The 24,113-nt window shown below is 61.5% G+C and carries 20 protein-coding genes; 5 read left to right on the top strand and 15 right to left on the bottom strand.

What is annotated here, in order from left to right:
- Nucleotides 1–267: 267 nt before the first annotated feature.
- The 3 genes from ygfZ to EAY64_RS13395 all read left to right on the top strand — a co-directional run bounded on the left by ygfZ (nt 268) and on the right by EAY64_RS13395 (nt 3,606).
- Entirely contained in the window at nt 268–1,293 is a 1,026-nt protein-coding gene (gene ygfZ / locus EAY64_RS13385) for a CAF17-like 4Fe-4S cluster assembly/insertion protein YgfZ (RefSeq protein WP_103525252.1), read from the top strand.
- Nucleotides 1,294–1,399: 106 nt separating this feature from the next.
- On the top strand, nt 1,400–1,708 hold the full coding sequence (locus tag EAY64_RS13390) for an H-NS histone family protein (protein ID WP_103525253.1): 309 nt from the start codon (nt 1,400–1,402) through the stop codon (nt 1,706–1,708).
- A gap of 218 nt (nt 1,709–1,926) precedes the next feature.
- A complete protein-coding gene (locus tag EAY64_RS13395) occupies nt 1,927–3,606 on the top strand; it encodes a cyclic-di-GMP receptor FimW-related protein (protein ID WP_226034164.1) in 1,680 nt (559 codons plus the stop codon).
- A gap of 65 nt (nt 3,607–3,671) precedes the next feature.
- On the opposite strand, the gene EAY64_RS13400 is transcribed toward EAY64_RS13395, so the two are convergent.
- Nucleotides 3,672–4,799, bottom strand: coding sequence for a M14 family metallopeptidase (locus EAY64_RS13400; protein ID WP_103525255.1), 1,128 nt, complete (start codon nt 4,797–4,799; stop codon nt 3,672–3,674).
- A gap of 125 nt (nt 4,800–4,924) precedes the next feature.
- A complete protein-coding gene (locus EAY64_RS13405) occupies nt 4,925–5,470 on the bottom strand; it encodes a phasin family protein (RefSeq protein WP_103525256.1) in 546 nt (181 codons plus the stop codon).
- 209 nt (nt 5,471–5,679) lie between these two features.
- Here EAY64_RS13405 and phaR point away from each other — a divergent pair, with 209 nt between their 5' ends.
- Nucleotides 5,680–6,246: a polyhydroxyalkanoate synthesis repressor PhaR gene (gene phaR / locus EAY64_RS13410; protein WP_059286019.1), complete on the top strand. Its 567-nt coding sequence runs from the start codon at nt 5,680–5,682 to the stop codon at nt 6,244–6,246.
- A gap of 186 nt (nt 6,247–6,432) precedes the next feature.
- Here the strand turns inward: phaR and EAY64_RS13415 are convergent, their stop codons facing one another.
- The 4 genes from EAY64_RS13415 to EAY64_RS13430 all read right to left on the bottom strand — a co-directional run bounded on the left by EAY64_RS13415 (nt 6,433) and on the right by EAY64_RS13430 (nt 11,335).
- The gene (locus tag EAY64_RS13415; RefSeq protein ID WP_103525257.1) at nt 6,433–7,725 is read right to left on the bottom strand and encodes an MFS transporter; all 1,293 of its coding nucleotides are present in this window, start codon (nt 7,723–7,725) and stop codon (nt 6,433–6,435) included.
- Between the two features lie 68 nt (nt 7,726–7,793).
- On the bottom strand, nt 7,794–8,927 hold the full coding sequence (gene tcuB / locus EAY64_RS13420; protein ID WP_103525258.1) for a tricarballylate utilization 4Fe-4S protein TcuB: 1,134 nt from the start codon (nt 8,925–8,927) through the stop codon (nt 7,794–7,796).
- A gap of 1 nt (nt 8,928) precedes the next feature.
- On the bottom strand, nt 8,929–10,329 hold the full coding sequence (gene tcuA, locus EAY64_RS13425; RefSeq protein ID WP_103525259.1) for an FAD-dependent tricarballylate dehydrogenase TcuA: 1,401 nt from the start codon (nt 10,327–10,329) through the stop codon (nt 8,929–8,931).
- Between the two features lie 79 nt (nt 10,330–10,408).
- Nucleotides 10,409–11,335, bottom strand: a complete 927-nt coding sequence (locus EAY64_RS13430) for a LysR family transcriptional regulator (RefSeq protein WP_103525260.1) — start codon at nt 11,333–11,335, stop codon at nt 10,409–10,411.
- A 323-nt stretch (nt 11,336–11,658) separates the two neighbouring features.
- Between EAY64_RS13430 and rimO the strand changes: the two genes are divergently transcribed.
- Nucleotides 11,659–12,981 carry a 30S ribosomal protein S12 methylthiotransferase RimO gene (rimO, locus tag EAY64_RS13435; protein ID WP_059287546.1) on the top strand — a complete coding sequence of 441 codons (1,323 nt, stop codon included), beginning with the start codon at nt 11,659–11,661 and terminating at the stop codon, nt 12,979–12,981.
- A gap of 67 nt (nt 12,982–13,048) precedes the next feature.
- On the opposite strand, the gene EAY64_RS13440 is transcribed toward rimO, so the two are convergent.
- The 9 genes from EAY64_RS13440 to hypB all read right to left on the bottom strand — a co-directional run bounded on the left by EAY64_RS13440 (nt 13,049) and on the right by hypB (nt 24,057).
- The gene (locus EAY64_RS13440; RefSeq protein WP_199104858.1) at nt 13,049–14,410 is read right to left on the bottom strand and encodes a sensor histidine kinase; all 1,362 of its coding nucleotides are present in this window, start codon (nt 14,408–14,410) and stop codon (nt 13,049–13,051) included.
- Nucleotides 14,386–15,825, bottom strand: coding sequence for a nickel-dependent hydrogenase large subunit (locus EAY64_RS13445; RefSeq protein ID WP_103525261.1), 1,440 nt, complete (start codon nt 15,823–15,825; stop codon nt 14,386–14,388). Before EAY64_RS13445 ends, EAY64_RS13440 begins: the two co-directional genes overlap by 25 nt.
- On the bottom strand, nt 15,822–16,823 hold the full coding sequence (locus EAY64_RS13450) for an NADH-quinone oxidoreductase subunit B family protein (protein WP_103525262.1): 1,002 nt from the start codon (nt 16,821–16,823) through the stop codon (nt 15,822–15,824). Before EAY64_RS13450 ends, EAY64_RS13445 begins: the two co-directional genes overlap by 4 nt.
- Nucleotides 16,807–18,246, bottom strand: coding sequence for a sigma-54-dependent transcriptional regulator (locus EAY64_RS13455; RefSeq protein WP_103525263.1), 1,440 nt, complete (start codon nt 18,244–18,246; stop codon nt 16,807–16,809). Before EAY64_RS13455 ends, EAY64_RS13450 begins: the two co-directional genes overlap by 17 nt.
- Before the next feature lie 97 nt (nt 18,247–18,343).
- Complete coding sequence (gene hypE / locus EAY64_RS13460; protein WP_103525264.1) at nt 18,344–19,384, bottom strand: hydrogenase expression/formation protein HypE; 1,041 nt, start codon at nt 19,382–19,384, stop codon at nt 18,344–18,346.
- Nucleotides 19,381–20,499 (bottom strand): hydrogenase formation protein HypD, encoded by a 1,119-nt coding sequence (gene hypD / locus EAY64_RS13465; protein WP_103525265.1) that lies wholly within the window; start codon nt 20,497–20,499, stop codon nt 19,381–19,383. The genes hypE and hypD overlap by 4 nt, the downstream gene beginning before the upstream one ends.
- Complete coding sequence (locus EAY64_RS13470; protein WP_103525266.1) at nt 20,496–20,723, bottom strand: HypC/HybG/HupF family hydrogenase formation chaperone; 228 nt, start codon at nt 20,721–20,723, stop codon at nt 20,496–20,498. The genes hypD and EAY64_RS13470 overlap by 4 nt, the downstream gene beginning before the upstream one ends.
- Before the next feature lie 10 nt (nt 20,724–20,733).
- Nucleotides 20,734–23,028 (bottom strand): carbamoyltransferase HypF, encoded by a 2,295-nt coding sequence (gene hypF / locus EAY64_RS13475; protein WP_199734447.1) that lies wholly within the window; start codon nt 23,026–23,028, stop codon nt 20,734–20,736.
- 3 nt (nt 23,029–23,031) lie between these two features.
- Nucleotides 23,032–24,057 carry a hydrogenase nickel incorporation protein HypB gene (gene hypB / locus EAY64_RS13480; protein WP_103525267.1) on the bottom strand — a complete coding sequence of 342 codons (1,026 nt, stop codon included), beginning with the start codon at nt 24,055–24,057 and terminating at the stop codon, nt 23,032–23,034.
- Nucleotides 24,058–24,113 lie beyond the last annotated feature (56 nt).

Here is a 24,113-nt window from a genome sequence, read left to right on the forward strand (position 1 = left end):
TAACAGTCCGTCGCTCTACCAACTGAGCTATCAGGGAACATCCAAGAGAGTGCGAACTATACCGACGGTAATCAGGCCTGTCAACGCTTTGCCCATGGAAAATGCCAGCTTTTTAAACGACCAGAGGCGGCGTGTCGACTAAGTGCATGAGGTGAAAAGAATATCACTTTGGCATGCCGCTCTGCTGCATAGTGGTGCTGGCAGGAACGATCTGAAAAAAGTAAAATTCTTGACTAATTTAGTGTGCTTAATCACAGGTATCGCAACATGAAGCAGCCGTGGCAGTCGTGGGTGGACAAGAATCAGGGACAGATCGATCAGGAGGGGCGGCTGTCATTTTCCGATTTTCTGGCACAAGTCACTGCCGTGCGTAGCGGCAATGTACTTGCACTGCTGGATAACCTGAGAATAATCCGGGTGGCGGGTGAGGACGCGCAAACCTTTCTGCAGGGGCAGTTTTCTGCCGATATCCGCGATGTCAGCGCAACGCGTGCGCAATTCAGCACTTATTCCACGGCCAAGGGCCGCATGCTGGCCAGCTTTCTTATCTGGCAGCACGAGGATAATTATTATCTGCTGCTGTCGGCTGATATTGCCGCCGCAATTGCCAAGCGCCTGACGATGTTTGTCATGCGATCCAAAGTGAAAGTCACCTTGCTGGATACACCTGAGGTGCAAGTGGCGGGCCTGCGTGGTAGTGCGCCAGAGCAAGTACTACAGGCATATTTCACACTGCAGCGGCAGCCACTCGCGGTAATGCAGCGGGGCGGGGATATCGCGATTGCCTTGCCGGAGGGGGGGTATCTTCTGTACCCGGCGCTTGATTCACCATTGCCAGCATTGTTGCAGGATGTGGATGCTGTTGCCGTGTCTGCAGCTGCCTGGGCTATTCGTGATATTGATGCCGGCATTGCCTGGGTGACATTGGCCACGCAAGAACAGTTCGTGCCGCAAATGGCAAATATGGAAGTCATCGGTGCTGTCAGCTTTAAAAAGGGCTGTTATCCTGGGCAGGAGATTGTGGCCCGTACTCAGTATCTGGGTAAGCTCAAGCGACGTTTATACAAGGCGAGTCTGACTCAATTTGCTGCGGTGGGCAGCAAGTTATTCAGCCCGGAACTACCTGAGCAGTCTATCGGTATGATTGCGGCTATTTGTCAGGTTGCAGAGTGCAGATATGAGGCTTTGGTCGTGGTGCAGTCGGCCTGCTGGGATAAAGGTATTTATCTGGAGGCTGAATATATCAATGCGCTGGAAGCGCTAGCCTTGCCGTATCTTACTCAGGATGAATAAACTGTTGCATTGTTTACTGAAATTTAACCACTTCGCCTTGACTAGTAGATGGGCTTTTGGCTAAATTGAATCAGTGGTTCTCCAACTGAATAATAAGGGCGGCAAAATGGATATTAGCAATCTGAGTTTTACTGAGCTGGTAGCATTGAAAAGCGACGTTGAAAACGAAATCAAGCGTCGTGAATCTGAAGAAAAATCCAAGGCCAAGAAGCAGATCATCGAGCTGGCAAAAGCATATGGTCTGAGCGTGGAAGAGGTTCTGGGCAAAGTGGGTGCCACCGTGCGCAAGCCGGTTGAAGCCAAGTATCGTCATCCGGAAAATGCAGAGCTGACCTGGACTGGTCGTGGCCGCAAGCCGGTTTGGGTACAGGAACTGCTTGCTGCTGGCAAAACGCTTGAAGATCTTGCTATCTGATGTGACACTGTCTTCCAAGTGCCTGACAAAAAGCGCCTGCAGGGGCGCTTTTTGTTTTGAAGTGCAAGTTCTTCTTGCCGATTTGCCGGCTTGTATAAATACTGGTATGGCCGACTAGTGCAAGCTCCGGGCTCGCCTTGATCCCGTCATGATGACAGACTGAAAGTTACGCCATGTTGGATTTTTTCTCCCGAGGCTCAAGGAACAAGTCAGATCCTTTGGCCAATGCAGCGGCTGCCAAGGCCTATGCCGATACTCTCAAGCAAGAGTATGGCGCGGCTGCGCACGAGAGAATTACCGAGATGCTGGCCGAGGTCAATGCCTTGTCTCCCCATGTGACGGCAGATTTGCTGGATGCCGTATTGACGCTTAATCTGGAAATTCAGCCGCTGCATGACAATCTGTGCACGCAGTATTTCATGAATTCCCGTATGCCCAAGGTGCTGGAAGGGCAGCTGCGTTCGCAGATACTCGCTTATGGCAAGCAGTTTCTCGAGTTTTATCAGCGAGCCTTGTCTATCGATACCGACATGCAGCAAGAAGAGCGGATACGTGCCATGCTGCCATTGGTATTGGTACGCATGATGCATTTTTTTGGCGAGTTTGCCCGCTGGCAATATCTGCGGCATTTCAGCCCGGATGATGTTTTCTGGTTGAATGTAAACCAGCTTTATCGCTTGGCAGAGCAGCGGCGTATTGACTCGACCCCAGTATTCCTATTTGGCGAAGACAGTCCGGGGACGACGGTACAGGATCAATATCTGATCATGCTGATGTTGTCATTATTAAGTAGTGGCAATCTCAGCTTGCGCCAATTCAATTTCTCCTACCAGCTGCTGTGCCTGGTTTCCAATCGCATGTCGCTGCATCCGCAATATGATGAAGATGCCAGCTTTGCCGTGACACTGGCCGAGGCCAAACCGGCGGCACGTGCCAACCCCAGCTTTGTCAGTGAGTCTGCCCGTTTCTGGAGTACCGCCAATATGGTGGAAATCATCCATAGCTGGGCCACCGTGATGGAGGGTGGGCGGGTGCCGCCGGAAATCAAGCCATTGATCGAGCCTGGCATTGATGCCGGTTTACTGCACACGCTGTGCCGTGAATGGTCGGCCAAGCCGATGCGTTTCGAGCGCGCTGAGCGTGTTGCAGTGACAAACCGCAATCTGGAAGTGGCGCATCGCCTGTCAACCCTGCACCGGCTGATTCGCCAGCCGGATGAGGCCATACAGGCGCAGGCGCGGCATACCGACAACGACAGTTTTGATGATGCAGCCAATATTCGCATCTATGGCTTTGTTACCAGTCGCAAGCGTGATCGCAGTACGTTGGCGCTGGCTCCACTGGCCATGACCGGCGATGCCGCACCGGCGGCCCAGCCATTGCGTGACGAGTTCCTGCGCTGGTCGGTCGAAAATGTCAGCCAGAGCGGTCTTGGGGTGACACTGGATTCCTTGGGTAATGAATGGGTGACGCTGGGCAGCCTGGTGGGTTATCGCGATGTTGACAGTGCCAACTGGAGCCTGGGGCTGGTACGGCGGGTCAAGCGTGCCAATCAGCGGGAGCGCATCTATCTGGGGGTGGAAACACTGTGTACCCGACCGGTTGCCGCCTCCATCCGGCCGACAGACAGCAAGCTGATCGATCCCACCTTGCCACCCGACATGGTGTGGCTGGCTGGGCATATTGCCTTGTTTGTACCCTTTGATCGCGGTGGGCGTCGTATCAATGCCCTGATCATGCCGATCTCGGTGTATACCCTGGGCCGGCAGTATTACATGACGGCGCGTGGCAAGCATTTTCAGATCGCCTTGGGCAAAGTGCTGGAAAAGGGAAGTGATTGGTGTCTGGCTGAAATCGAGCTGGTGAAGGCGCTGGACAAGTTGCCGCTGGCCATGTGAGCAGATGCTGCGGGAAATGAAAAAGCCGGAATCGCGATTCCGGCTTTTTGTTTGCTGCGAGGAGATCAGCGCAGTTCGTTGATCACCGCGTAAATTGGTGTCAGGGCTGCCTCGCCCATGCGCAGGCTGCGCTGGCCATTCCAGCCGTAGTCGTCGTCGGGCAGGTTGGCATTGTCCTTGAATGGCATTTCCAGGGTAAAGGCCAGGCACTTGAAGTTTTCACCAACCCAGTTGGTGGCCAGGCTCAGATTGGCCGAGCCTGGGGCATCCTTGTCATAGCCGAATTCATCCTGGAAGTCCGGATTGGCCACCATCAGGTAGTGTTTGAACTTGTCTTCCAGCTGGCGGATGCGTTCGTCGTAGGAAGGTACACCTTCTGTTCCCGCTACAAAGACATAGGGCAGCTTTTCGTCGCCATGGATGTCGAGGAACAGGTCAACGCCGGTTTCCAGCATTTTGTTACGCACGACCAGTACTTCCGGACTGGTTTCCTGCGACGGTGCCAGCCATTCGCGATTGAGATTGGCACCGGCGGCATTGGTGCGCAGATTACCCAGGATGGAGCCATCCGGGTTCATGTTTGGCACCACGTAGAAGGTGGCTTTATCCAGCAGGGCGCGCGAAGTAGCGTCCAGCGGATCGAGCAGACGGTTCAGGAAACCTTCGACAAACCACTCGGCCATGGTTTCACCCGGGTGCTGGCGAGCGGTGACCCAGATTTTCAGATCAGACTCGACTTCATGGCCAATGGTCAGCAAATTGATGTCGCGGCCCTGTACGGTAAAGCCCAGATCATGAATCTGGCACAGGCCCGATCCTTGTGCCTGCCCCAGCAGGTTCAGGTGCTGCTCATGGGAGTAAGGCTCGAAGTAGGCGTAATACACGCTATTGGCCAGCGGCACGTGTTCAACCGTCATGGTCTGGCCATCAAAATGCGCGGGTACGCGGAACCAGTTGATGCGGTCGTACGATGCCATCAGCTCGTAATCAGTCCATCCTTCCGGATAGGCGCATTCGCCGGCATTGAGAAAGCGCAGCGTACATGCCTGATAGGCGGCGCCTTGCAGCCGGAAATAAAACCATTGAGCAAAGTCCGAGGCATTGTCATGTGGAATCCGCAGCTGGATGTCGTCGAAACTCTCCATGGAAACGATTTCGATGCTGCCTGCGTCAAAGTTGCTGCTGATTTTCATGCGTTGAACCTGTGGTCTTTGCTGGAACTCTAAAGGAATAATTGTAAACCTGCGCCGGCCTGCTTGCATCATGCAAAGCAAAAAACCCCGCCAAAGCGGGGTTTTTCAGTCAGCGTGGCCGTGAATCAGGCGCGCTTGGTGGCAGTCTTTACGGCATCGGCAGTGGCGCTGCTGGCAGCCTTGATGCTGCTGTCAGTGAATTCGGCAACTTGCTGGGCAGCTTTGCTGAAGCTGTTTACGGCAGCAGCGGCAGCAGCCAGCGAGGTCTTGACGGCGTTCAGTGCATTGTCGGAACCTGCCGGGGCGTTCTTGGCAGCACCTTCCAGTGCGGTAATCAGGTTCTTGTTGAAGCTACCGAGGTTTTCTTCAGCCAGCTTGGACAGTTCGCTTTGCGCGGCGGATACGATTTCGTATACGTTGCGGGAATTGGCAACGGCCTTGTCCACGGATTGGCTGGCCAGTTGGTTGAACTGGTTCAGGGCTTCCTGAGCATCACCGGCGCCGGCCAGTGCCTTGGCAACCTTGACGTTTTCTTCCAGGGTCTGCTTGGAAGCTTCCAGGTTCAGCTTGACCAGACGCTCGGCGCTGTCCAGGGAAATCTGGGCAACGCGCAGGGCGGCTTCAAAGCCGGACAGGGAGATTTTGCTGAGTTGATCGTTGGTATTGAACATGTTTTTAACCCTCATCATTAGATTTCGTAGAAAAGACCGACAAGCTCTGTGTTGACTGAGATTTTTTTTCTTGTTTTATATTGCACTGCACAATAGGCGTGAAATGTAGCATGCACGGCGCAAGGCGGATAGAAGTTTTGCTCTAGCTTGTTGTATTTATGATAAATTGCGGGTGCACAACACCAACGACAATAATCCGGGAGTGTTACATGAGTGTTGAAAAAAGGGTCATCAAGAAGTACCCGAACCGCCGCCTGTATGACACGGCGACAAGTTCCTACATCACATTGGGAGACGTGAAACAGCTGGTACTCGAAAACGTGGATATCCAGGTTGTCGATGCCAAATCACAGGATGACATCACCCGCAGCGTGCTGTTGCAGATCATCCTGGAGGAGGAAAATGGCGGCATGCCGATGTTCAGCTACGAAGTGCTGACACAGTTCATCCGCTTTTATGGTCAGGCCATGCAGGGCATGATGGGGCCCTTCCTGGAGAAGAACCTGCAGCTGTTCGGCCAGATGCAGCAGAAACTGCAGGAACAGACCCGCGCCATGTACGGCGACAAGGCCGTGTTCAACACGACCATGTGGGGTGAATTCATGAAGTTGCAGGGTCCGGCGATCCAGAATGTCATGTCCAGCTATATGGAACAGAGTACTGGCATGTTCCTGGAAATGCAGAATCGCATGCAGGAACAAACCAAGCAGTTGTTCAGTGGTTTCACTTTTCCGGGCTATGTGCCGCCCGGCAAGGATGATGCAGGCAAGTCCTGATCCATCACACTGAAAAAAGCCCGTTTCCAGACGGGTTTTTTCTTTTGTAGCCTGCGGTTTTCAGCCGCGGTTCGCCGCTTCCTATCCTGGTAGCCGCTGCTGATACCGTAGACCGCAAGGCAGCGCCCCCATCATTCTTGGCAGCGGAATGTGCGGGAGCAGCTGTCAGAGAAAATGACCTGCCTGTCAGTCCGCAGGCTGTCGCCGCTGCGGGGCAAACAGCAGCAACGTGGCCACGCAGGCCGAAAGGGTGGCAAACAACAGCCACCAGGCCGGTGAACTCTTGCTGTGGGTCATTTCCACCAGCGCGGTGGATACCGCCGGGGTCAGGCCACCGAAAATGGCGGTGGCCAGGCTGAAGGCCAGCGAAAAGCCCACGGTACGCACATACACCGGCATCACCTCGGTCAGTGCCGCCACCATGGCACCGTTATACATGCCGAAGAAAAACGAGAACCACAGCAATACCGTCAGCAACCGGATAAAGCTGGGCCCATCCGCCAGCCAGGCCATGGCCGGGTAGGCGGTCAGCAAGGCCAGCAGCGAAATGCCCAATAGCAAGGGCTTGCGGCCAATGCGGTCGGATAGTGCGCCGCCGATGGGCAGCCAGCAGAAATTGGACAGGCCCACGCACAGGGTGACGATTAGGCTGTCCTGCGCGCTCAGGTGCAGCACACTCTTGCCAAAAGTGGGGGTGTAGACGGTGATGAAGTAAAACAGCGTGGTGGTGAGCGAAACCAGAAACATGCCCGCCACAATGGTGCGCCAGTGCAGACCGATGGTGGCAAAGATTTCACGCAGGCTGGGGCGGTGATGACGCGCCAGGAAGGCATCGGTTTCCTGCAGCGAGCCGCGCAGCAGGAAAATCAGCGGGATGATCAGGCAGCCGATGAAAAACGGCACACGCCAGCCCCAGGCGGCAATCTGTGCCGGGCTCAGCCATTGCTGGATGCCATAGCCGATGGCCGCCGCCACCACAATGGCCACTTGCTGGCTGGCCGACTGCCAGCTGGTGTAAAAGCCCTTGTGGCCCGGCGTGGCAATCTCGGACAGGTATACCGACACCCCTCCCAGCTCCACCCCGGCGGAAAAGCCCTGCAGCAGTCGGCCCAGCAGCACCAGCAAGGGCGCGGCCAGCCCGATCTGGCTGTAGTCCGGCACAAAGGCAATCAGCACCGTGCCACAGGCCATGATGCCCAGGGTGACAATCAGCCCCTGCCGCCGGCCAATCCGGTCCACATAGCTGCCCAGCACGATGGCACCCAGCGGGCGCATCAGGAAACCGGCACCGAAGACAGCAAAAGTCAGCATCAGCGAGGCGAACTCGCTGCTGGTGGGGAAAAATGCCTTGCCGATATACGTGGCATAAAAACCGAACAGAAAGAAATCGAACTGTTCGAGAAAATTGCCACTGGTCACGCGCAGTACCGCACCCAGTCGGGACTGGGCGGGGTGCTGGCGCTCTGGCGCTTGTTGCATGCGTACTCTCCTTTGTTGCATCTGTTGCGTTGTATTTATTGCTTTTCTGAATGTTTACTGAGGGACAGTCAGCGGCGTTGACGCTTCTCGATGGCCCATTTCAGCAAGGCCGCACTGCGGAAAATACCGTGGGCAAACTTGCCATAGGGCAGGGTGATAAACAGCGCCATCACCACGCCCAGATGCACGGCCAGCAGGCTGCCCAGCACATGGCTGTGGCGGGCAAACGGCAACAGCAGGCCGCTGGCACTGGTGAGCAGCAACAGGGCAATGAAGCCGCGGTCCATCGGGCGTTGCTGTACATCGCCATGCTGCGGGTCGCGCTGCAGGTTCAGCCACAGCAGGCCGGCCGGGCCAATCAGCAGCCCGATACCACCGGCGCAGCCCAGCAGCACCGGCAGGCTGTCCAGCGCATACGGGGCTGGCAGACCCAGCAGATAGTGGTAGCCGGTGGCGGTGATGGTGGCGGCAAAACAGGACAGGAAGCCGTAGAAGGTGAAGTGGTGAAAACGTCGCCGCCACAGGGTGGTGGCATCGTCGGCGTTAGTGCAGCCCTGGCCGTGGCCACCATCCAGATACTTCAGCGTGGCCACTGCATGTCCGGCATCCAGCACCGCCGGCATATCCGCGGCAACCGGGCTGATGTCACGCCAGAAGCGGCGCACACCCAGGCCCAGCGCCAGTACAGCAAAGCCGAATACCGGGCCAAACAGCCCGGCCAGCAGATGGTGCGGGAAGTAGTCGTAGAAATTGCCGCTGTCCACGCTGGGGGCCAGTGCCTGCAACAGCAGCAGGAAGAGCGCGAGGCCGCCAGCCAGTGCCAGTGCCACGGTCAGCCCGGCGTGGTGATACAGCCGCCCCAGCGCGCCCGGCCAGGCAAAGCGGGTATAGCTTTGCTGGCGTACCTGGGCCATGGCTTTGGGAATGTTGACGGCAAATTCATGCGGCGGCGCGTACTGGCAGGCATGCAGACAGGCACCGCAGTTGTGGCAGAGATTGGCCAGGTAGTGAATGTCGGCCTGGCCGAATTCCAGCCGTTGGGTCATGGCAGGAAACACCGCACAAAAGCCCTCGCAATAGCGGCAGGCATTACAGATTTGCAGGTCGCGTGCCACTTCGGCTTCGGCACTGTTCAGCAGTGAAGCTGGTTGGCCGGCGGCCAGTTGCTGCGCCTCGTCAATCAGGCGGGTGAGTTGTTGCATGTCAGATTCCTTTTGCAGCCGCCGCGGCAGCCTGGGCGGCACGGCTGCCGGCAATACGACCAAAAGCAGTACCGATGGCCATGCCGATACCGGCCACATAACCCTTGCCCAGCACATTGCCGGCCATCATTTCACCGGCCACAAACAGGTTGGGGCTGGGCTGGCCGGCAAAGTGCACGGCGGCATCGGCATTGGTTTTCAGGCCGAGATAGGTAAAGGTGATGCCGGGGCGCAGCGCGTAGCCGTAGTAAGGCGGGGTATCCAGCGGCAGCGCCCAGTGGCTTTTGGGTGGGGTGAGATCTTTGGTGTGGCAGTTGTCCAGCACGGTGTGGTCGAACTGCCCGGCCTGACAGGCCGCGTTGTAGCGCTGGATGGTGTCGACAAAGCGCGCCTCGTCCAGCCCCAGCTGGCGCGCCAGTTCCGGCAGGGTATCGGCCTTGTTGCCGGGGAATACCGGCGGCATGAAGCGGCCAATGGCCTTGGAGTCGATGATGGAATAGCCGATCTGCTGCGGCTGTTGCGCTACCAGCCGCCCCCAGATGGCATAGCGCTTGGGCCAGAAGTCCTCGCCCTCATCGTAAAAGCGCTCGGCGTTGCGGTTGAGCATGATGCCCAGCGACACGCAGTCCACCCGGGTGCAGATGCCGCCATCGTACAGCGGCGCGCGGGCGTCGATCGCTACACAGTGCGATTGCGAGGGGTCGCCCACCATATCCGCCCCGGCCTGCTGCATGAACTTGAGCAGCACACCCTGATTGAAACGGGTACCACGGATGAGGAAGTTGTCTGCCGGCCAGTCGCCTTGATCGTTTTGGCCCCAGGCGCTGCGCAGCCATTCGCGGTTGGATTCGAAACCGCCAGCCGCCAGCACACAGCTGCGCGCGCTGATGCGCTCGCCGCCAGCCAGCTGGGCGGCAACAAAGCGGCCATCCTGCAATTCCAGTCGCTCAACCGCGCTGTCGTAGCGCATCACCACGCCCAGTTTTTCCGCGCTGCGGTAATAGGCATTCACCAGCGCCTTGCCGCCGCCCATGAAGAAGGCATTGGTACGGGCGGTATGCAGCGCGCCGGACAGCGAGGGCTGAAAGTGCACGCCGTGACGGCGCATCCAGTCGCGGCAGGTGCCGCTGGCACGAATCACCAGCCGGGCCAGCGCTTCGTCGGTCTGGCCGCCGGTCACGCGCAGCAGGTCCTGCCAGTATTCTTCTTCCAGATAAGCCTCCACCAGCACGTCTTGCGGGGCATCGTGCATGCAGCGCAGATTGCGGGTGTGCTGCGAATTGCCGCCGCGCCAGGCGCGCGGGGCGGACTCCAGCAGCAGCACCGAGGCCCCGGCTTCGCGGGCCATCAGTGCGGCGCAGAGTGCGGCGTTGCCGCCGCCGATGATCAAAACATCAAACATGGGTACAGCCTCCCTGAGACAAGCGGAGACTGTAAAAAGCCCTCAGCCCGGCCGCCAGAGCGGATCGGGCAACAGGTATTTAGCGTTTGTAAACAGTGGCTCCCGGCCACTGGCCGCTGCTGGCCAGTTCGCTGGCCACTTGTTGCAGCACCACGCGGGTGGCCAGCCCGGCCGGGGACAGCTCGTCATCGGACAGGCTCACCAGCAGATTGGGGCGGCTGACGCTGGCGTCGGTGATGTCGATCAGGCGGAATTCCTCCGCCGGCAGGCGGGCAACGGCGGCGCCGGGCTGGATGGTGGCACCGTAGCCGGCCCGTACCGCATCCATCAGCAGCGGCAGGCCGTCGATTTCCGCGCTGATGTTCAGCGCGTGTGCGCCCTGGTGGCTGGCATTGTTGAGCAAGGCGCGCAAACCATGCGGGCCACTGGGCATGATCAGCGGAATGTCGCCCAGCTCGGCCAGGCTGATGTGGTCCTGCGCGGGCGCGGCGGGCAGGTCGCGGCGGCAGATCAGGAACAGCCGCTCATCCAGCAGCGGCAACACGCTCCAGCGCCGGGTGCGCTCTTCCTGAAACAACACCGCCAGATCCAGCTGGCGTGCGCCCAGCATGGTGGCCAGATTGCCGGACAGGTTTTCCACCAGATGCAGGCGGATGTCCGGGTAGCGTGCGCGCATGGCGGCCATGAAGGGCAGGCCCAGCACGCCGGTGGTGCTGGGGGCCATGCCCACGCTGACATGGCCGGACAGCCGCGCCAGCTGGGCAGCACGCATGGCGTCGTCGGCATGGCGGATGGCCAGCTGCGCCTGGCGCCAGAAGGCCAGCCCGGCATCGGTGGGCAGCACGCCGCTGGAGGTGCGTTGCAATAGCCGGGTGGACAACTCGCCCTCCAGCCGGCTGATCTGCTGGCTTAGTGCCGATGTTCCCACGCCCAGTTCCAGCGCGGCGCGCCCCATGCTGCCCTGTGCCACCACACTGACGAAATAGCGCAATTGTCTCAGTTCCATGCTGCGTCCTCTTGCCGTGCTGACACGGCTATCTGTATCGCGCCAGTTTACTTGATACGGCACGGGCTGCTTGCCGCATCAGACAGCAAGGATGCTTTGGCAGCAGCTGAGCCAGCGCTGGGCAGAGGGCAGGGGGGCGGAGCGAAGGCAGGCCAAACTGCTGCAGGGATGAAAATGCACACAGGAAACTCAGCGCAAAAGCAGCTGTAGCCAGCCGCGATGCCAGACGATTCCCTATTGCCATTTGCCGCGCAAGCATGCTTGGGTATCAAGTGGCAAATGGCTGTATAATCTGGCGTTTTTCATTTTTGCACTACACCCCCATGTCCAAAGCTCCTCGTATCGGCATGGTTTCGCTTGGCTGCCCCAAGGCTCAGAGCGATTCCGAACAGATTCTCACCCGCCTGCGCGCGGAAGGTTATGAAATTTCCTCCTCCTACGATGGCGCCGACCTGGTGGTGGTGAATACCTGTGGTTTCATCGATTCGGCCGTCACCGAATCGCTGGACGCCATTGGCGAAGCCCTGAGCGAAAACGGCAAGGTGATTGTCACCGGCTGTCTGGGCGCCAAGGATGGCGTGGTGCAGAGCGCACACCCCTCGGTGCTGGCGGTAACCGGCCCGCATGCCACCGACGAGGTGATGACGGCGGTGCACAACTACCTGCCCAAGCCGCACGACCCCTTTGTCGATCTGGTGCCGGATGTCGGCGTGCGCCTCACCCCCAAGCACTACGCTTACCTGAAGATTTCCGAAGGCTGTAATCACCGCTGCACCTTCTGCATCATCCCGTCCATGCGTGGTGATCTGGAAAGCCGCCCGGTACACGATGTACTGCGCGAAGCCGCCAGCCTGGCGCGTGCCGGTGTCAAGGAACTGCTGGTGATTTCGCAGGACACCTCGGCCTATGGCGTGGATGTCAAATACAAGCTGGGCTTCCATGATGGCCGCCCGGTGAAGACCCGCATGACCGAGCTGTGCGAAGAGCTGGGCAAGCACGGCATCTGGGTGCGCCTGCACTATGTTTACCCGTATCCGCATGTGGACGAAGTGATTCCGCTGATGCGTGACGGCAAGATCCTGCCTTACCTGGACATCCCCTTCCAGCATGCCAGCCAGAAAGTGCTGAAGCTGATGAAGCGACCGGCCAACAGCGACAATGTGCTGGCCCGTATCAAGAAATGGCGCGAGATCTGCCCGCAGTTGGTGATCCGCTCCACCTTCATCGTCGGCTTCCCCGGCGAAACCGAAGAAGACTTCGAAGAGCTGCTGCAATTCCTGCGCGAAGCCCAGCTGGACCGCGTCGGCTGTTTCACCTATTCCGCTGTCGAGGGCGCTACCGCCAATGACTTGCCCGATCAGGTGCCGGAAGAGGTGAAAGAAGCGCGCAAGGAACGCTTCATGGAAGTGCAGGCCGAAATCAGCGCCCGCAAGCTGGAAGCCCGCATTGGCCAGCGCCTGACCGTGCTGGTGGACGAAATCGACGACGAAGGCACGGCGATTTGCCGCAGCTATGCCGATGCGCCGGAAATCGACGGCCTGGTGTTTGTCGATGATGCGGTCGGCCTGGAAGCCGGCCAGTTTGTCGAAGTGGATATCGTTGATTGCAGCGAACACGACTTGTGGGGCGAACGCGTGTCTGCCTGATGTGCTAGGCGCTGCTCAGTAAAACGGTCTGCCGGTGGGCAGGCCGTTTTTCATGGTGCGGGGTGATTCAGTGGTGGTAGGCCGGCAGGCGCAAGGTAAAGCAGGCACCGCCGCTTTGCGGGCTGTCGGCGCTCAGTTGGCCGCCATGGCGCTCGACGATGCCATAGCTGATGGACAGGCCCAGCCCGGTGCCCTTGCCGATGGGCTTGGTGGTGAAGAAGGGGTCGAAAATCAGCGGTAATGCCTCTTCGCTGATGCCGGGGCCATTGTCTAGCAAGACCAGTTCCACCATGTCGCCGGCGCGTTCCAGTCGTAGCTGCAGCGTGGGCTGCGGGGTTTTCTCGATGGCATCGAAAGCATTCTGGATCAGGTTGACCAATACCTGCTGCAACTGGTTGGCCGAGCCGCACACCCAGGCAGGCTCATCCAGCCCGCTGCTGCTGACCTCGACCCGAAACGGCGCGGCCCGGCTGACCCAGTGCACGGCGCGCTGGGTGAGATCGGCCAGATCCACCCGCTGGCGGGTGTTTTCTTCCACGGCGGAAAAGCGCTTCAGTGCATCCACGATATGGCCGCTGCGCTCGGCGCCTTCCATCAGGCCGGCGCTGAGCGAGGGCAGGTCGGCCAGCAGGCGGTCGATTTTCAGCTCGATGCGCAGCGCCTGGTTGTCGCTGCTCAGGTCATGGGCGTGGATGGCATTGAGATAGCGGGTGAGCTTGCCGGCATAGCGCTGCATGGCGTGGGCATTGCCCAGGATAAAGCTGATGGGGTTGTTCAGCTCGTGCGCCACGCCAGCGACCAGCCGGCCGAGCGAGGCCATCTTTTCCGCCTGCACCAGCTGCGCCTGCGCTGATTTCAGTGCCTGATGCGCCGCTTGCAGCTGGGCATAGGCGCGCTTGAGTTCGCCAATCGGACGGCCCACAGCGACAAAGCCGCTGTAGCGGCCTTCACCGTCGTACAAGGGGCTGACATTCCAGGTGACCGGTACCGGCTCGCCCTGCTGCCGGGGCAGGGCGATTTCCACATCCTGCACATCGCTGCGACCTGCCGCCAGCAAGGTGGCGATCTGGCTGCGTGCCTGGCTGTCTTCCACCAGCTCGGCCAGTTCGCGGCCCACCAGCTCGCTTTCCGCGTGGCCGGTCAGCTGCAGCATGGCGCGGTTGACCTGGCGCACCTTGCCCACGGTATCGCACACCACCAGTACATCGGTCATGGCAGCCAGCACGCCTTCGGTAAAGTGATGGGCTTCTGCCAGTTCGCGGTGCTTGGTTTCCAGCGTTTCCTGCGAGGCCACCAGCTCGCTGTATACCTCGTCCATGCGCTGGATGACGTCGATCCAGGCGGCTTCGGCCAGCTCTTGTCCGGCAGCGGCCATGCTGTCATCCGGCAAGCAGACCGGCGCGTTCAGTGCGTGGTGCAGACCTGGCATGGATCGAAACTCCTGACAATGTGCTGAACCTGCAGGGCTTGCGGGTCGCTGGCATCCACGCCTTCCAGCGCTTTTTCCAGTGGGCCGGGCAGCTCCTTGCTGTCACGCGGTGAAAAATTCCAGGTGGTGGGGGCAATGATCTGGTAGCGGCTGATACGGCCGGCATCCAGGGTTACCCAGTGGCCCAGCATGCCGCGAGCGGCTTCGGTCAGGCCGATGGCGCTGTTGTGCACTGCGCTGGCCGGGCAGGGCTGCTGGAAGGGCTGTTCCAGCTCCAGTGCGGCCAGCCAGTGTTCCATCAGCGGCACGATGCGCGCCACCTCGGTCAGTCTGGCCACCACCCGGCTCAGTACATTGCCGCCGGCACTGGCCACCATCTCGCTGAGCAGTGGCTCGCCGCGCAGCAGGCCGCGCGCCAGTGCGCCGGTTTCTGCGGCAAGGCCAGCCACCCGTGGTGCCTTGCTCCAGCTATAGCCTTCGGCCTTGTCCGGCAGTGGCACGGTGTCGGTGTGCAACGGGGCGCTCGGGCCATCGCCGGCCAGCCAGCTGCTGTGGTTGTCTTCGCTGATCTGCTCCAGCGGCAGCGGCTGGCTGACGCCCTGTTGCCATAGCCCTGCCGGGCTCCAGGGGCCGTCCGGGCCGGCATAGGCGGCCGCCGCGATGAAGTGGTCGTAGCTGCGGCCCAGCTGGTGTAATTGCAGCTGCTCGGCAAGGTGCAGGAAATGGGCGAAATCTGCGGCTGCTGCCTGTGAGCGGTAGCGTTCCAGCGCTGCCTGGCTATCCAGTGCGGCAATGGCTTCCAGTGGCTGGCCAAAAGTGCGCTGCTCCAGAAAGCGGCGGAAGCTGCGCAGCCATTGTTGCAAGCGTACCCGCTCGGCGGCGCTGACCACCTTGGTCACCCCGCCCGGTTGCAGGCACAGGGTATGCGGCCAGTGGCCGGCCAGGCTGCCCATGAAGCGCATCAGGATGGCGCGTGCTTCCAGCATGGGAGCGACGGCGCTACCGGACTGGGCCTTGAAGCGGGCCAGGGTTTCACTGTGCCAGCCATGCTGCTGGTAGTCGGCACGGGCAAAGTCCGGCATGAAAAACAGGTAGAAATGGCTGAGGTGATCGGCAATGTTTTCCACCGCGTGGATCAGGTTCAGCACCCGCTGGCCATTGGCTGGCGGGCTGATGTCATACAGCTGCGACAGCGCATGCGCCGCCGCTACCGATTGCGATACCGAGCAGATGCCGCAAATGCGCGGCACGATGGCCAGCGCATCCAGCGGCTCGCGCCCCAGCAATATGCGTTCGAAGCCGCGAAACAGCGGTGCGGTGACGCGGGCGGCGCTGACCTTGCCATCGGCAAAGTCCAGGGTGATGTTGAGGTCGCCCTCGACACGGTTGAAGGGGCCAAGAATGCGACGGCTCATGCTTTGCCCTTTTTCGGTAGCGAGGGGGGAACAGTCAGGCGGTCCAGCACGGCATTCTGTCTGACCCGGGTTGGGGTGGCCGATTTGGACAGGGTGGACAGCGCGACAAACCAGGCCTTGGGCATGTCGGTGGGCAGGCCTACCGGGAAGCCGGCTACCTGCGGTGTGCTGAAGAAACCATGGCCGGGGTCGGCAAAGTCAGGCGCGGTGCAGTTGATGCAGGGGTAGCCGCCAGTCAGGCAGGAGCCTTCGCCATTCCAGCCACGGCTGTTGCAGTCGGCATGGGCCTGGGTGCCCTTGCAGCCGACATGCTCCATCAGGCAGCCCATCTGTCCCGGCGCGGTGGCGCTGGCCTTGAATTCGTAAAACTCGTTCTTGTCGCAGCCGTGGTGTACCAGCTTGTCGGCGTAAAAGCGCGGGCGGCCCAGCGGGTCGAGGTCGTTGGCTTGCAAGCTGTCGGCCGCCAGCAAGGCCAGGGTTTCCAGCACCCAGCCCGGATGGGTGGGACAGCCGGAAATATTTACTACCGGCAGGCCGCCGGCTGCGTGAAAGCCTCCACCCAGCAGGCCACCGGGATGACTGCCGGCATAGTCCAGCCCCACCGCACCGGTGAGATTGTCGCCGGCAGCGCTGATGCCGCCATAGGCAGCGCAAGTGCCCACGGCAATCACCTGGCCGGCGCGGCGGGCCAGCTGTTCGATCCGCGTGCTCATGCTTTGCCCGTCCGGCAGCAAATGGAAACGGCCGGCGGCGCCGGTCATCACCGAGCCTTCCAGGCAGAGCATGTCCAGCGGCTCGCTGCCATCAGCCAGCCGCTGCAGCAGTTGCATGGCTTCATCCAGGCTTTGTTCGGCAAAGCTCGGGTGCCAGATCAGCTCGATGCCGATGTCGGCCAGCGTGGTGAACAGGCTGGGGGCATCGGCATTCAGCAGCGACAGCGTACAGCCGCCGCAGCCACCGGATTGCAGCCACAGCAGGCGTTTATTTTTCGAGGCCATAGCGGGTCAGCTTGTTGCGCAGGCCGACGCGGGACAGGCCCAGCTCGGCGGCTGCGCGGGTCTTGTTCCAGCGCTGGCGGGTGAGGGTTTCGCGCAGGATCTGTTTTTCCAGCTCGTCCATGCGGGTTTTCAGGTCGCCGGGCAGGCCGGTGAGAAAAGCCAGCTCGGCGACTTGTTCTTCGGCAGCGGCTTGCAGCACTTCGGCGGACAGCAGTTCGGCACCCAGCAAGTCGTCGTCGCTCAGCACCAGCATGCGGTTGATCTCGTTGCGCAGCTGGCGCACATTGCCCGGCCAGCGGTAGTCCTGCAGGGCTTGCAGGGTGTCCTCGCCAAAGCGCGCGGCCGGACGCTGGTAGTGGTGGCGGGCTTCGTCCAGCAGGGCCTGGGCGATCAGCGGAATGTCCTGTGGCCGCTCGCGCAGCGGCGGCACGCTGACGGTAAAGGCCGACAGCCGGTAGTAGAGGTCTTCACGGAACTGCCCGGCGCGCACCAGCTCGGGCAGCAGCTTGTTGGTGGCCGATACCACGCGCACATTCACTTTCAGCGGGCGCGGGCTGCCCACCGGGCGGATTTCGCCTTCCTGCAGCACACGCAGCAGCTTGGCCTGGAAGGCGGGTGAGGTTTCGCCGATTTCATCCAGGAAAATGGTGCCGCCATCGGCTTGCTGAAACAGGCCGATGCGGTCCTGATAGGCACCGGTAAAGGCCCCGCGCTTGTGGCCGAACAGCTCGCTCTCCAGCAGCTGTTCTGGCATGGCGGCGCAGTTTTCCACCACGAAGGGACGGTCGCGGCGATGGCTGGCGTAGTGCAGGGCGCGCGCCAGCAATTCCTTGCCCACGCCGGATTCACCCTCGATCAGCACCGAGATGTCAAACGGCGACACCCGTGCCAGCAGCGCGCAGATCTTGCTCATGCTGCTGTCCGGCGCCCGCACGATATTGTCCATGGCCGAGCGTTCGCGCATCTGTTCGCGCTTGCTGTCCACCTTGACCTTGAGCCAGGGTTCGGAGGCTTTCAGCTCGATATTGAGCAGCTCGTTTTCCTGCTGCAGGCGAAACAGCTCCACCGCGCCCTGCACGGTCAGCAGCAGCGATTCCGGCCGCCAGGGCTTGAGCAGGTACTGGTAGATGCCGGCATCGTTGACGGCGGCGATGATGTCGGCGTTGTCGGTGTAGCCGGACAGGATGATGCGGATGACCTGCGGGCAGCGCTCGCGTACCTGTTTGAGGAATTCCACGCCGCTCATGTCCGGCATGCGCTGGTCGCTGACCACCACCTGGATGAATTCCGATTCCAGAATGGCCAGTGCTTCCGCGCCTCCCTGCGCGGTAAACAGGGTGAAGTCGTCTTCCAGCGTCCGTTCCAGTGCTTCCAGCGAGCGGATTTCGTCATCCACCAGCAAAATGGCGGGTTTTGCGCGCATTGTTCTTATCCCAGTCAAGCGTTGTTATTGTCTGTTCGCCCGGACTGTGTCGCCCGGGTCGGTGGCTGGCAGCCATGGCTGCTGCCGCTGTTTCAGCCTAGCAAATGCGTGGCAGCATTTCGCCGCTGAGCCAGTCCAGCAGCCGTTCGCCGCCAAAGTCGGTGGCTACCCGGACAAACTGGTGGGCATCGGCTACCACTTCGCCGATGATGGCCGCCTGCTGTCCCAGCGGGTGGGCTTGCAGGGCGGCTAGTGCCGCTGCCGCCTGTTCTGCCGGACAGATGGCGATCAGTTTACCCTCGTTGGCGATGTAAAGCGGGTCCAGTCCGAGAAATTCGCAGGCAGCACGCACGCTGGCCTGCACCGGAATGGCGTTTTCCTGCAGGCGCATGCCCACACCGGATTGCTGGGCGATTTCATTCAGCGTGGTGGCCAGTCCGCCACGGGTGGGGTCGCGCATCAGCCGCAGGCCGGGGCAGGCGGCCAGCAGCTCGGCGGCCAGGGTGTGCAGGGCGGCGCTGTCGGAGAGGATGGGGCTGGCAAAGCCCAGGCTCTCGCGTTGCGACATCACCGCCATGCCGTGGTCGCCCAGTGTGCCGGACAGCAGGATCACATCGCCGGGCCGGGCCTGGTCGCCGGACAGGTTTACCCCATCGGCCACCACGCCGACGCCGGTGGTGGAGATGAACACGCCGTCACCCTTGCCGCGTTCCACCACCTTGGTGTCGCCGGTGACAATGGCCACGCCGGCATCGCGGGCAGCGGCAGCCATGGAGCGCACGATGCGCGCCAGATCGGCCAGCGGCAGGCCTTCTTCCAGAATGAAACCAGCACTCAGATATAGCGGGGTGGCACCGCCCATGGCCAGATCATTCACCGTGCCATGCACCGCGAGGCTGCCGATGTCGCCGCCGGGAAAGAACAAGGGCGAGATGACATGGCTGTCGGTGGCGATGGCAATACGTGCGCCGGGCGGCGGCAGGATGGCCTGATCATTGCCCTGGGCCAGCCAGTCGTTGGCGAACTCGGCGGCAAACAGCTCGCTCACCAGCTGGGCCATGGCGCGGCCGCCGCTGCCGTGGGTCAGGTTGACCAGACCGTGCTTGAGGTCGAGCGGACGGGTGTAGGACTTGCTCATGCCGTGGCTCCTTGCACGAAGCGGCCATAGTGATAGTGGGCGGCGCAGGCGCCTTCGCTGGATACCATGCAGGAACCCAGCGGGTTGTCCGGCGTGCAGACGATGCCGAATACCTTGCAGTCCTGTGGCTGTTTCTGGCCGCGCAGGATGGCCGCGCACTCGCAGGCCTTGTGGTCCGCTACGTGGCGGTAGGGCAGGGTAAAGCGCAGCTCGGCGTCGAACTCGGCAAAATCGGGGTGAATGGCCAGCGCGGAGTGCGGCACCTGGCCCAGCCCGCGCCATTCAAAGCTATCGCGCAGTGTCATGGTCTGCGCCACCCGCTCGCGCGCCTTGTCATTGCCCTGAAGGGTAACCGCGCGGCTGAACTGGGTTTCCACCTCGGTACGCCCTGCATTGATCTGCTCCACCAGCATGGCCACCGCTTGCAGCACGTCCAGCGGCTCGAAGCCGGCAATCACCACCGGCTTGGCAAATTCTGTCGCCACGGCGGCATAGGGTGCGCTGCCGATGACGGTGCTGACATGCGAGGGGCCGATAAAGCCGTCCAGCTCCACCGCATCACCTGCCGCCAGCAGATGGCGCATGGCGGGTGGGGTGAGCACGTGATTGCAGAACACGCTGAAATTGGCCAGCTTTTCCTGGCGGGCCTGTAACAGCGCCAGCGCGGTGGGCGGGGTGGTGGTTTCAAAGCCGATGGCGAAAAACACCACCTGCTTGTGCGGATTGTCACGGGCGATCTGCAGCGCGTCCTTGGTGGAGTACACCATGCGCACATCGGCCCCTTTGGCGCGTGCCTGGTACAGGCTCATCTTGTTTGATGCAGGCACGCGCAGGGTGTCGCCATAGCTGCACAGGATGACATCCGGGCGCAGCGCCAGCTCGATGGCCGAATCCACCCGGCCGATGGGCAGCACGCACACCGGACAGCCTGGGCCGTGAATCAGCCGGATATTCTCCGGCAGCAGGCCGGTGAGTCCGTAGCGGGCAATGGCGTGGGTGTGGCCACCGCAGAATTCCATCAGCCGGTATTGCCGGCCCGGCTGCACCAGCGTGCGGATGTGGGCCGCCATGCCACGGGCGATGTCGCCACGGCGGAATTCGTCTACATATTTCATGCCTGCTCTCCTGCCGCCAGCTGGTCCATCAGGGCCAGGGTGCGGGCGGCTTCCTCGGCATCGAGTTTGCCGATGGCGTAACCGACATGCAGGATGACGTAATCGCCCTCCTGCGGAGCATCGATCAGGGCGACTGATACTTCGCGGCTGACGCCATCCATATCAACCACTGCCATGTCATCGGGCAGCAGTTGGCTGATTCTTACCGGCATGGCCAGGCACATGGTGTTTTCCTTATTGTTGCAGCAGGCGTTGTCTGGCTACCCAGGCTTGTCCCAGGCTGAGGCCGCCATCATTGGGTGGTAGCTGTTGTGCGGTATGGACTTGCAGCCCGGCATCACGCAGCTGCGGCAGCAGGCTGTTCAACAAGCGGCGGTTGGCACAGCAGCCGCCGGCCAGTACCAGCTGGCGGATGCCGGTGGTGCTGGCTGCGCGCCCGGCCCAGTCGGCCAGCGCCGCCGCCAGCGTGGCGTGCCACAGGCTGGCGATGGCGACCGGGTCGGACAATTGCAGCAGCTGGCGCGCCAGCGGGCTGAGGTCGAGCAGATTGGCCGGCGATACCTGCCAGCCTCCGGCCAGCGGAGCACAGTCGGCGGCCAGGGCTTCCAGTTTTTGCGCGGCCTCGCTTTCGAAACTTTGCAGCGGGCACAGCCCGGTAAGGCCGGCAATGGCATCGAACCAGCGGCCCATGCTGGTGGTGTCCGGGCAGTTGAGCCCGGTTTCCAGCTGGCGCAGCAGCAAGGGCAGGCCGGGCTGTTCGGCCAGATGCGGCGGCAGTGGCAAGTCCGGGCAATAGCGTTGCCATAGCCCCACCGCCATGCGCCATGGCTCACGCGCCGCCTTGTCGCCGCCGGGCAGCGGCAGCGGGCTGATGTGGCCCATGCGTTCGCAGCTGGCGCCTTCCAGCATCATCAGTTCGCCACCCCAGGCACCACCGTTCTTGCCCAGGCCGTAACCGTCCAGTGCCAGCCCCAGCAGAGGGCCATGCAGGCCGTGTTCGGCCATCACCGCTGCCAGGTGGGCATGGTGGTGTTGTACCGGCAGCAAGGGAATGTCCAGCCGCTGCGACCATTGCTGCGCCAGCTGGCTGGAGAAACTGTCCGGCTGCAAGTCGCAGGCGATGGCTTGCGGTGTGACGCCGGTGAGGTCGAGCAGATGCTGGGCGGTCTGTTCCAGCGATTCGCAACTGAGCGGGTGGTCCAGGTCGCCCACATGCTGCGATACAAAAGCCTGTGTGCCGCGCAATACGCTGACCGTGGTCTTGAGATAGGCACCCAGTGCCAGGACATCCGGACCGTCTGCGGCGAGCGTGAGCGGATCGGGCACAAAACCACGGGCACGGCGATAGAACAAGGGCTGACCAGCCTGCACCGCCAGCACGCTATCGTCGCAGCGGGTGACGATGTTGCGGTTGTGCAGCAGGAAGACATCGGCCACCTTGTTCAGCCGTTCGCGTGCTTCCTGATTGGTGGTGACGATGGGTTCGCCGGACAGGTTGGCGCTGGTCATCACCCAGATGCGTTCACAGGGCTGACGACGCCAGTCATGGCCCGCCGGACGGCCTAGCGCCTGGTAGAACAGCAGCCATTGCAGCGGAGTGTAAGGCAGCATCACGCCGATGCAGCCAATGCCGGGGGCAATATCCGGCAGCAGTTGGTCGGCACCGGCTTTTTTCTGCAGCAGCACAATGGGCCGCTCCGGGCGCAGCAGCCAGGCGGCTTCGGCCGGGCTGACTTCACAGAAGGCACGCACCGAGTCGATATTCAGTGCCATCACCGCCAGCGGCTTGCCGGGGCGGTGCTTGAGCTGGCGCAGCCGGGCCACGGCTTCGGCACTGGTGGCATCGCATACCAGGTGAAAACCACCCAGGCCCTTCATGGCAATGCTGCGGCCCATTTGCAGGATCTGCCAGGCGCCATGCACCGGGTCACCCTTCAGTGGCTGGCCGAAGCGGTCGGTCAGTTGCAGCTGCGGGCCACAGCTGGGACAGGCGGTGGGTTCGGCATGAAAGCGGCGGCTGTGCGGGCTCTGGTATTCGCTGCGGCACTCCGGGCACAGCAGGAAGGGCAGCATGCTGGTGTTGGCACGGTCGTAGGGCAGGCGATGGGTAACGGTGTAGCGCGGGCCGCAGTCGGTACAGTTGATGAAGGGGTAGCGATAGCGGCGGTCGCCGGGGGTGAACAACTCGTTCAGACAGGCCGGACAGGTGGCGCTGTCAGCCGGCAGCTGGGCGTGGGTGGTGCTGCCGCTGCTATCGCGGATTTCAAACGGCCCGGCCTCGGGCAGCGGGTCGAGCAGGCTTTGCTGCAGGCTGTCTATCTGCGCCAGCGGCGGCAGATCATGCTGCAGCTGGTGGCGAAAGGCGGCCAGCTGGCTGCTGCTGCCCTGCAGCTCGATGGTGACGCCTTCGCCGGTATTGTGCACAAAACCGGACAGGCCCTGAGCCTGCGCGGTACGCCAGACAAAGGGGCGAAAACCCACCCCTTGGACCCGGCCGCGCACAGTCAGGCGCAGTCTTTGTGTGGCCATGATTCAGCTTCGCTCCTGCAACTGCTGTTCCAGCGCGGCAATCTGCTGGCGCAGGCGCGCCACTTCGCGCTGTTTCACCAGCTGGGCATCGTTCATTTCCAGCAGCAGCCAGTCTATCCACAAGTCCATGCCGTCGCCGCTCTTGCTGGACAGCTGCAGCACCTTGATTTTCGGGTTGACGCGGCGGGCATTGGCGATGCACACATCCACGTCGAAATCGAGATGGCGCAGCAGGTCGATCTTGGTCAGCAGCATCACGTCGGCGGCGGCAAACATGTCGGGGTATTTCAGCGGCTTGTCCTCGCCCTCGGTCACCGACAGGATGGCCACCTTGTGTGCCTCGCCCAGGTCGAACGCCGCCGGGCACACCAGATTGCCGACGTTTTCGATCAGCAACAGGCTGTCGTCGGCCGGGTTCAGTTGTTCCAGCGCCTGGCCCACCATGTGGGCGTCCAGATGACAGCCCTTGCCGGTGTTGATCTGGATGGCCGGGGCGCCGGCAGCACGGATGCGTTCGGCATCGTTGCTGGTTTGCTGGTCGCCTTCCACCACGTATACCAGGGTGTCATGGCCCAGCTGGCGGATGGTTTCGGCCAGCAGAGTGGTTTTGCCGGAACCGGGGCTGGACACCAGATTCAGCGCAAAAATGCCACGGTCGCGCAGCCACTGGCGGTTTTGCGCGGCATAGCCATCGTTCTTGGACAAGATGTCCTGCTCGATCTTCACCATGCGTGCCTGGCTCAGCCCCGGCGCATGGGCATGCGCCGCGCCCTGACCGTAATGCAGCGCCGCGCCGCCCGCCTGCTGGCTGAGGGCTGGCTGGTGTTCTGCCGCCCGGCCTGCCGGGATTGCCGGTGCCGGGTGGGCATGGACATGATGCTGGTCGTGGTCGTGGTCGTGGTCGTGGTCGTGGGAATGGCCATGCTCGTGAGCATGCGCATGGTGCGAGCGATAGGGGAATTTCACGCCGCCGGGAGCCCGGCCTTCAATCTTCACATTGCCTTTGCTGCAGCCGCAAACGGTACACATTGCTGCCTCTCCTTGTTTTTTGTGCTGATGGCAGCGGCCGGTGGCCGCTTGCCGGT

The sequence above is a fragment of the Aquitalea palustris genome, from assembly GCF_003693445.1.
In the GTDB taxonomy this organism is placed as follows: Bacteria; Pseudomonadota; Gammaproteobacteria; order Burkholderiales; family Chromobacteriaceae; genus Aquitalea; species Aquitalea palustris.

Coding starts and splice junctions, on each gene's coding strand:
- EAY64_RS13405 (WP_103525256.1), bottom strand. CDS start 5,470: ATGTTCAATACCAACGATCAACTCAGCAAAATCTCCCTGTCCGGCTTT.
- tcuB (WP_103525258.1), bottom strand. CDS start 8,927: ATGCAACAACTCACCCGCCTGATTGACGAGGCGCAGCAACTGGCCGCC.
- hypD (WP_103525265.1), bottom strand. CDS start 20,499: ATGAAATATGTAGACGAATTCCGCCGTGGCGACATCGCCCGTGGCATG.
- phaR (WP_059286019.1), top strand. CDS start 5,680: ATGAGTGTTGAAAAAAGGGTCATCAAGAAGTACCCGAACCGCCGCCTG.
- EAY64_RS13445 (WP_103525261.1), bottom strand. CDS start 15,825: ATGAGCCGTCGCATTCTTGGCCCCTTCAACCGTGTCGAGGGCGACCTC.
- EAY64_RS13450 (WP_103525262.1), bottom strand. CDS start 16,823: ATGGCCTCGAAAAATAAACGCCTGCTGTGGCTGCAATCCGGTGGCTGC.
- hypF (WP_199734447.1), bottom strand. CDS start 23,028: ATGGCCACACAAAGACTGCGCCTGACTGTGCGCGGCCGGGTCCAAGGG.
- rimO (WP_059287546.1), top strand. CDS start 11,659: ATGTCCAAAGCTCCTCGTATCGGCATGGTTTCGCTTGGCTGCCCCAAG.
- tcuA (WP_103525259.1), bottom strand. CDS start 10,329: ATGTTTGATGTTTTGATCATCGGCGGCGGCAACGCCGCACTCTGCGCC.
- hypE (WP_103525264.1), bottom strand. CDS start 19,384: ATGAGCAAGTCCTACACCCGTCCGCTCGACCTCAAGCACGGTCTGGTC.
- hypB (WP_103525267.1), bottom strand. CDS start 24,057: ATGTGTACCGTTTGCGGCTGCAGCAAAGGCAATGTGAAGATTGAAGGC.
- EAY64_RS13470 (WP_103525266.1), bottom strand. CDS start 20,723: ATGTGCCTGGCCATGCCGGTAAGAATCAGCCAACTGCTGCCCGATGAC.
- EAY64_RS13415 (WP_103525257.1), bottom strand. CDS start 7,725: ATGCAACAAGCGCCAGAGCGCCAGCACCCCGCCCAGTCCCGACTGGGT.
- EAY64_RS13440 (WP_199104858.1), bottom strand. CDS start 14,410: ATGCCAGGTCTGCACCACGCACTGAACGCGCCGGTCTGCTTGCCGGAT.
- EAY64_RS13400 (WP_103525255.1), bottom strand. CDS start 4,799: ATGAAAATCAGCAGCAACTTTGACGCAGGCAGCATCGAAATCGTTTCC.
- EAY64_RS13455 (WP_103525263.1), bottom strand. CDS start 18,246: ATGCGCGCAAAACCCGCCATTTTGCTGGTGGATGACGAAATCCGCTCG.
- EAY64_RS13430 (WP_103525260.1), bottom strand. CDS start 11,335: ATGGAACTGAGACAATTGCGCTATTTCGTCAGTGTGGTGGCACAGGGC.
- EAY64_RS13390 (WP_103525253.1), top strand. CDS start 1,400: ATGGATATTAGCAATCTGAGTTTTACTGAGCTGGTAGCATTGAAAAGC.
- ygfZ (WP_103525252.1), top strand. CDS start 268: ATGAAGCAGCCGTGGCAGTCGTGGGTGGACAAGAATCAGGGACAGATC.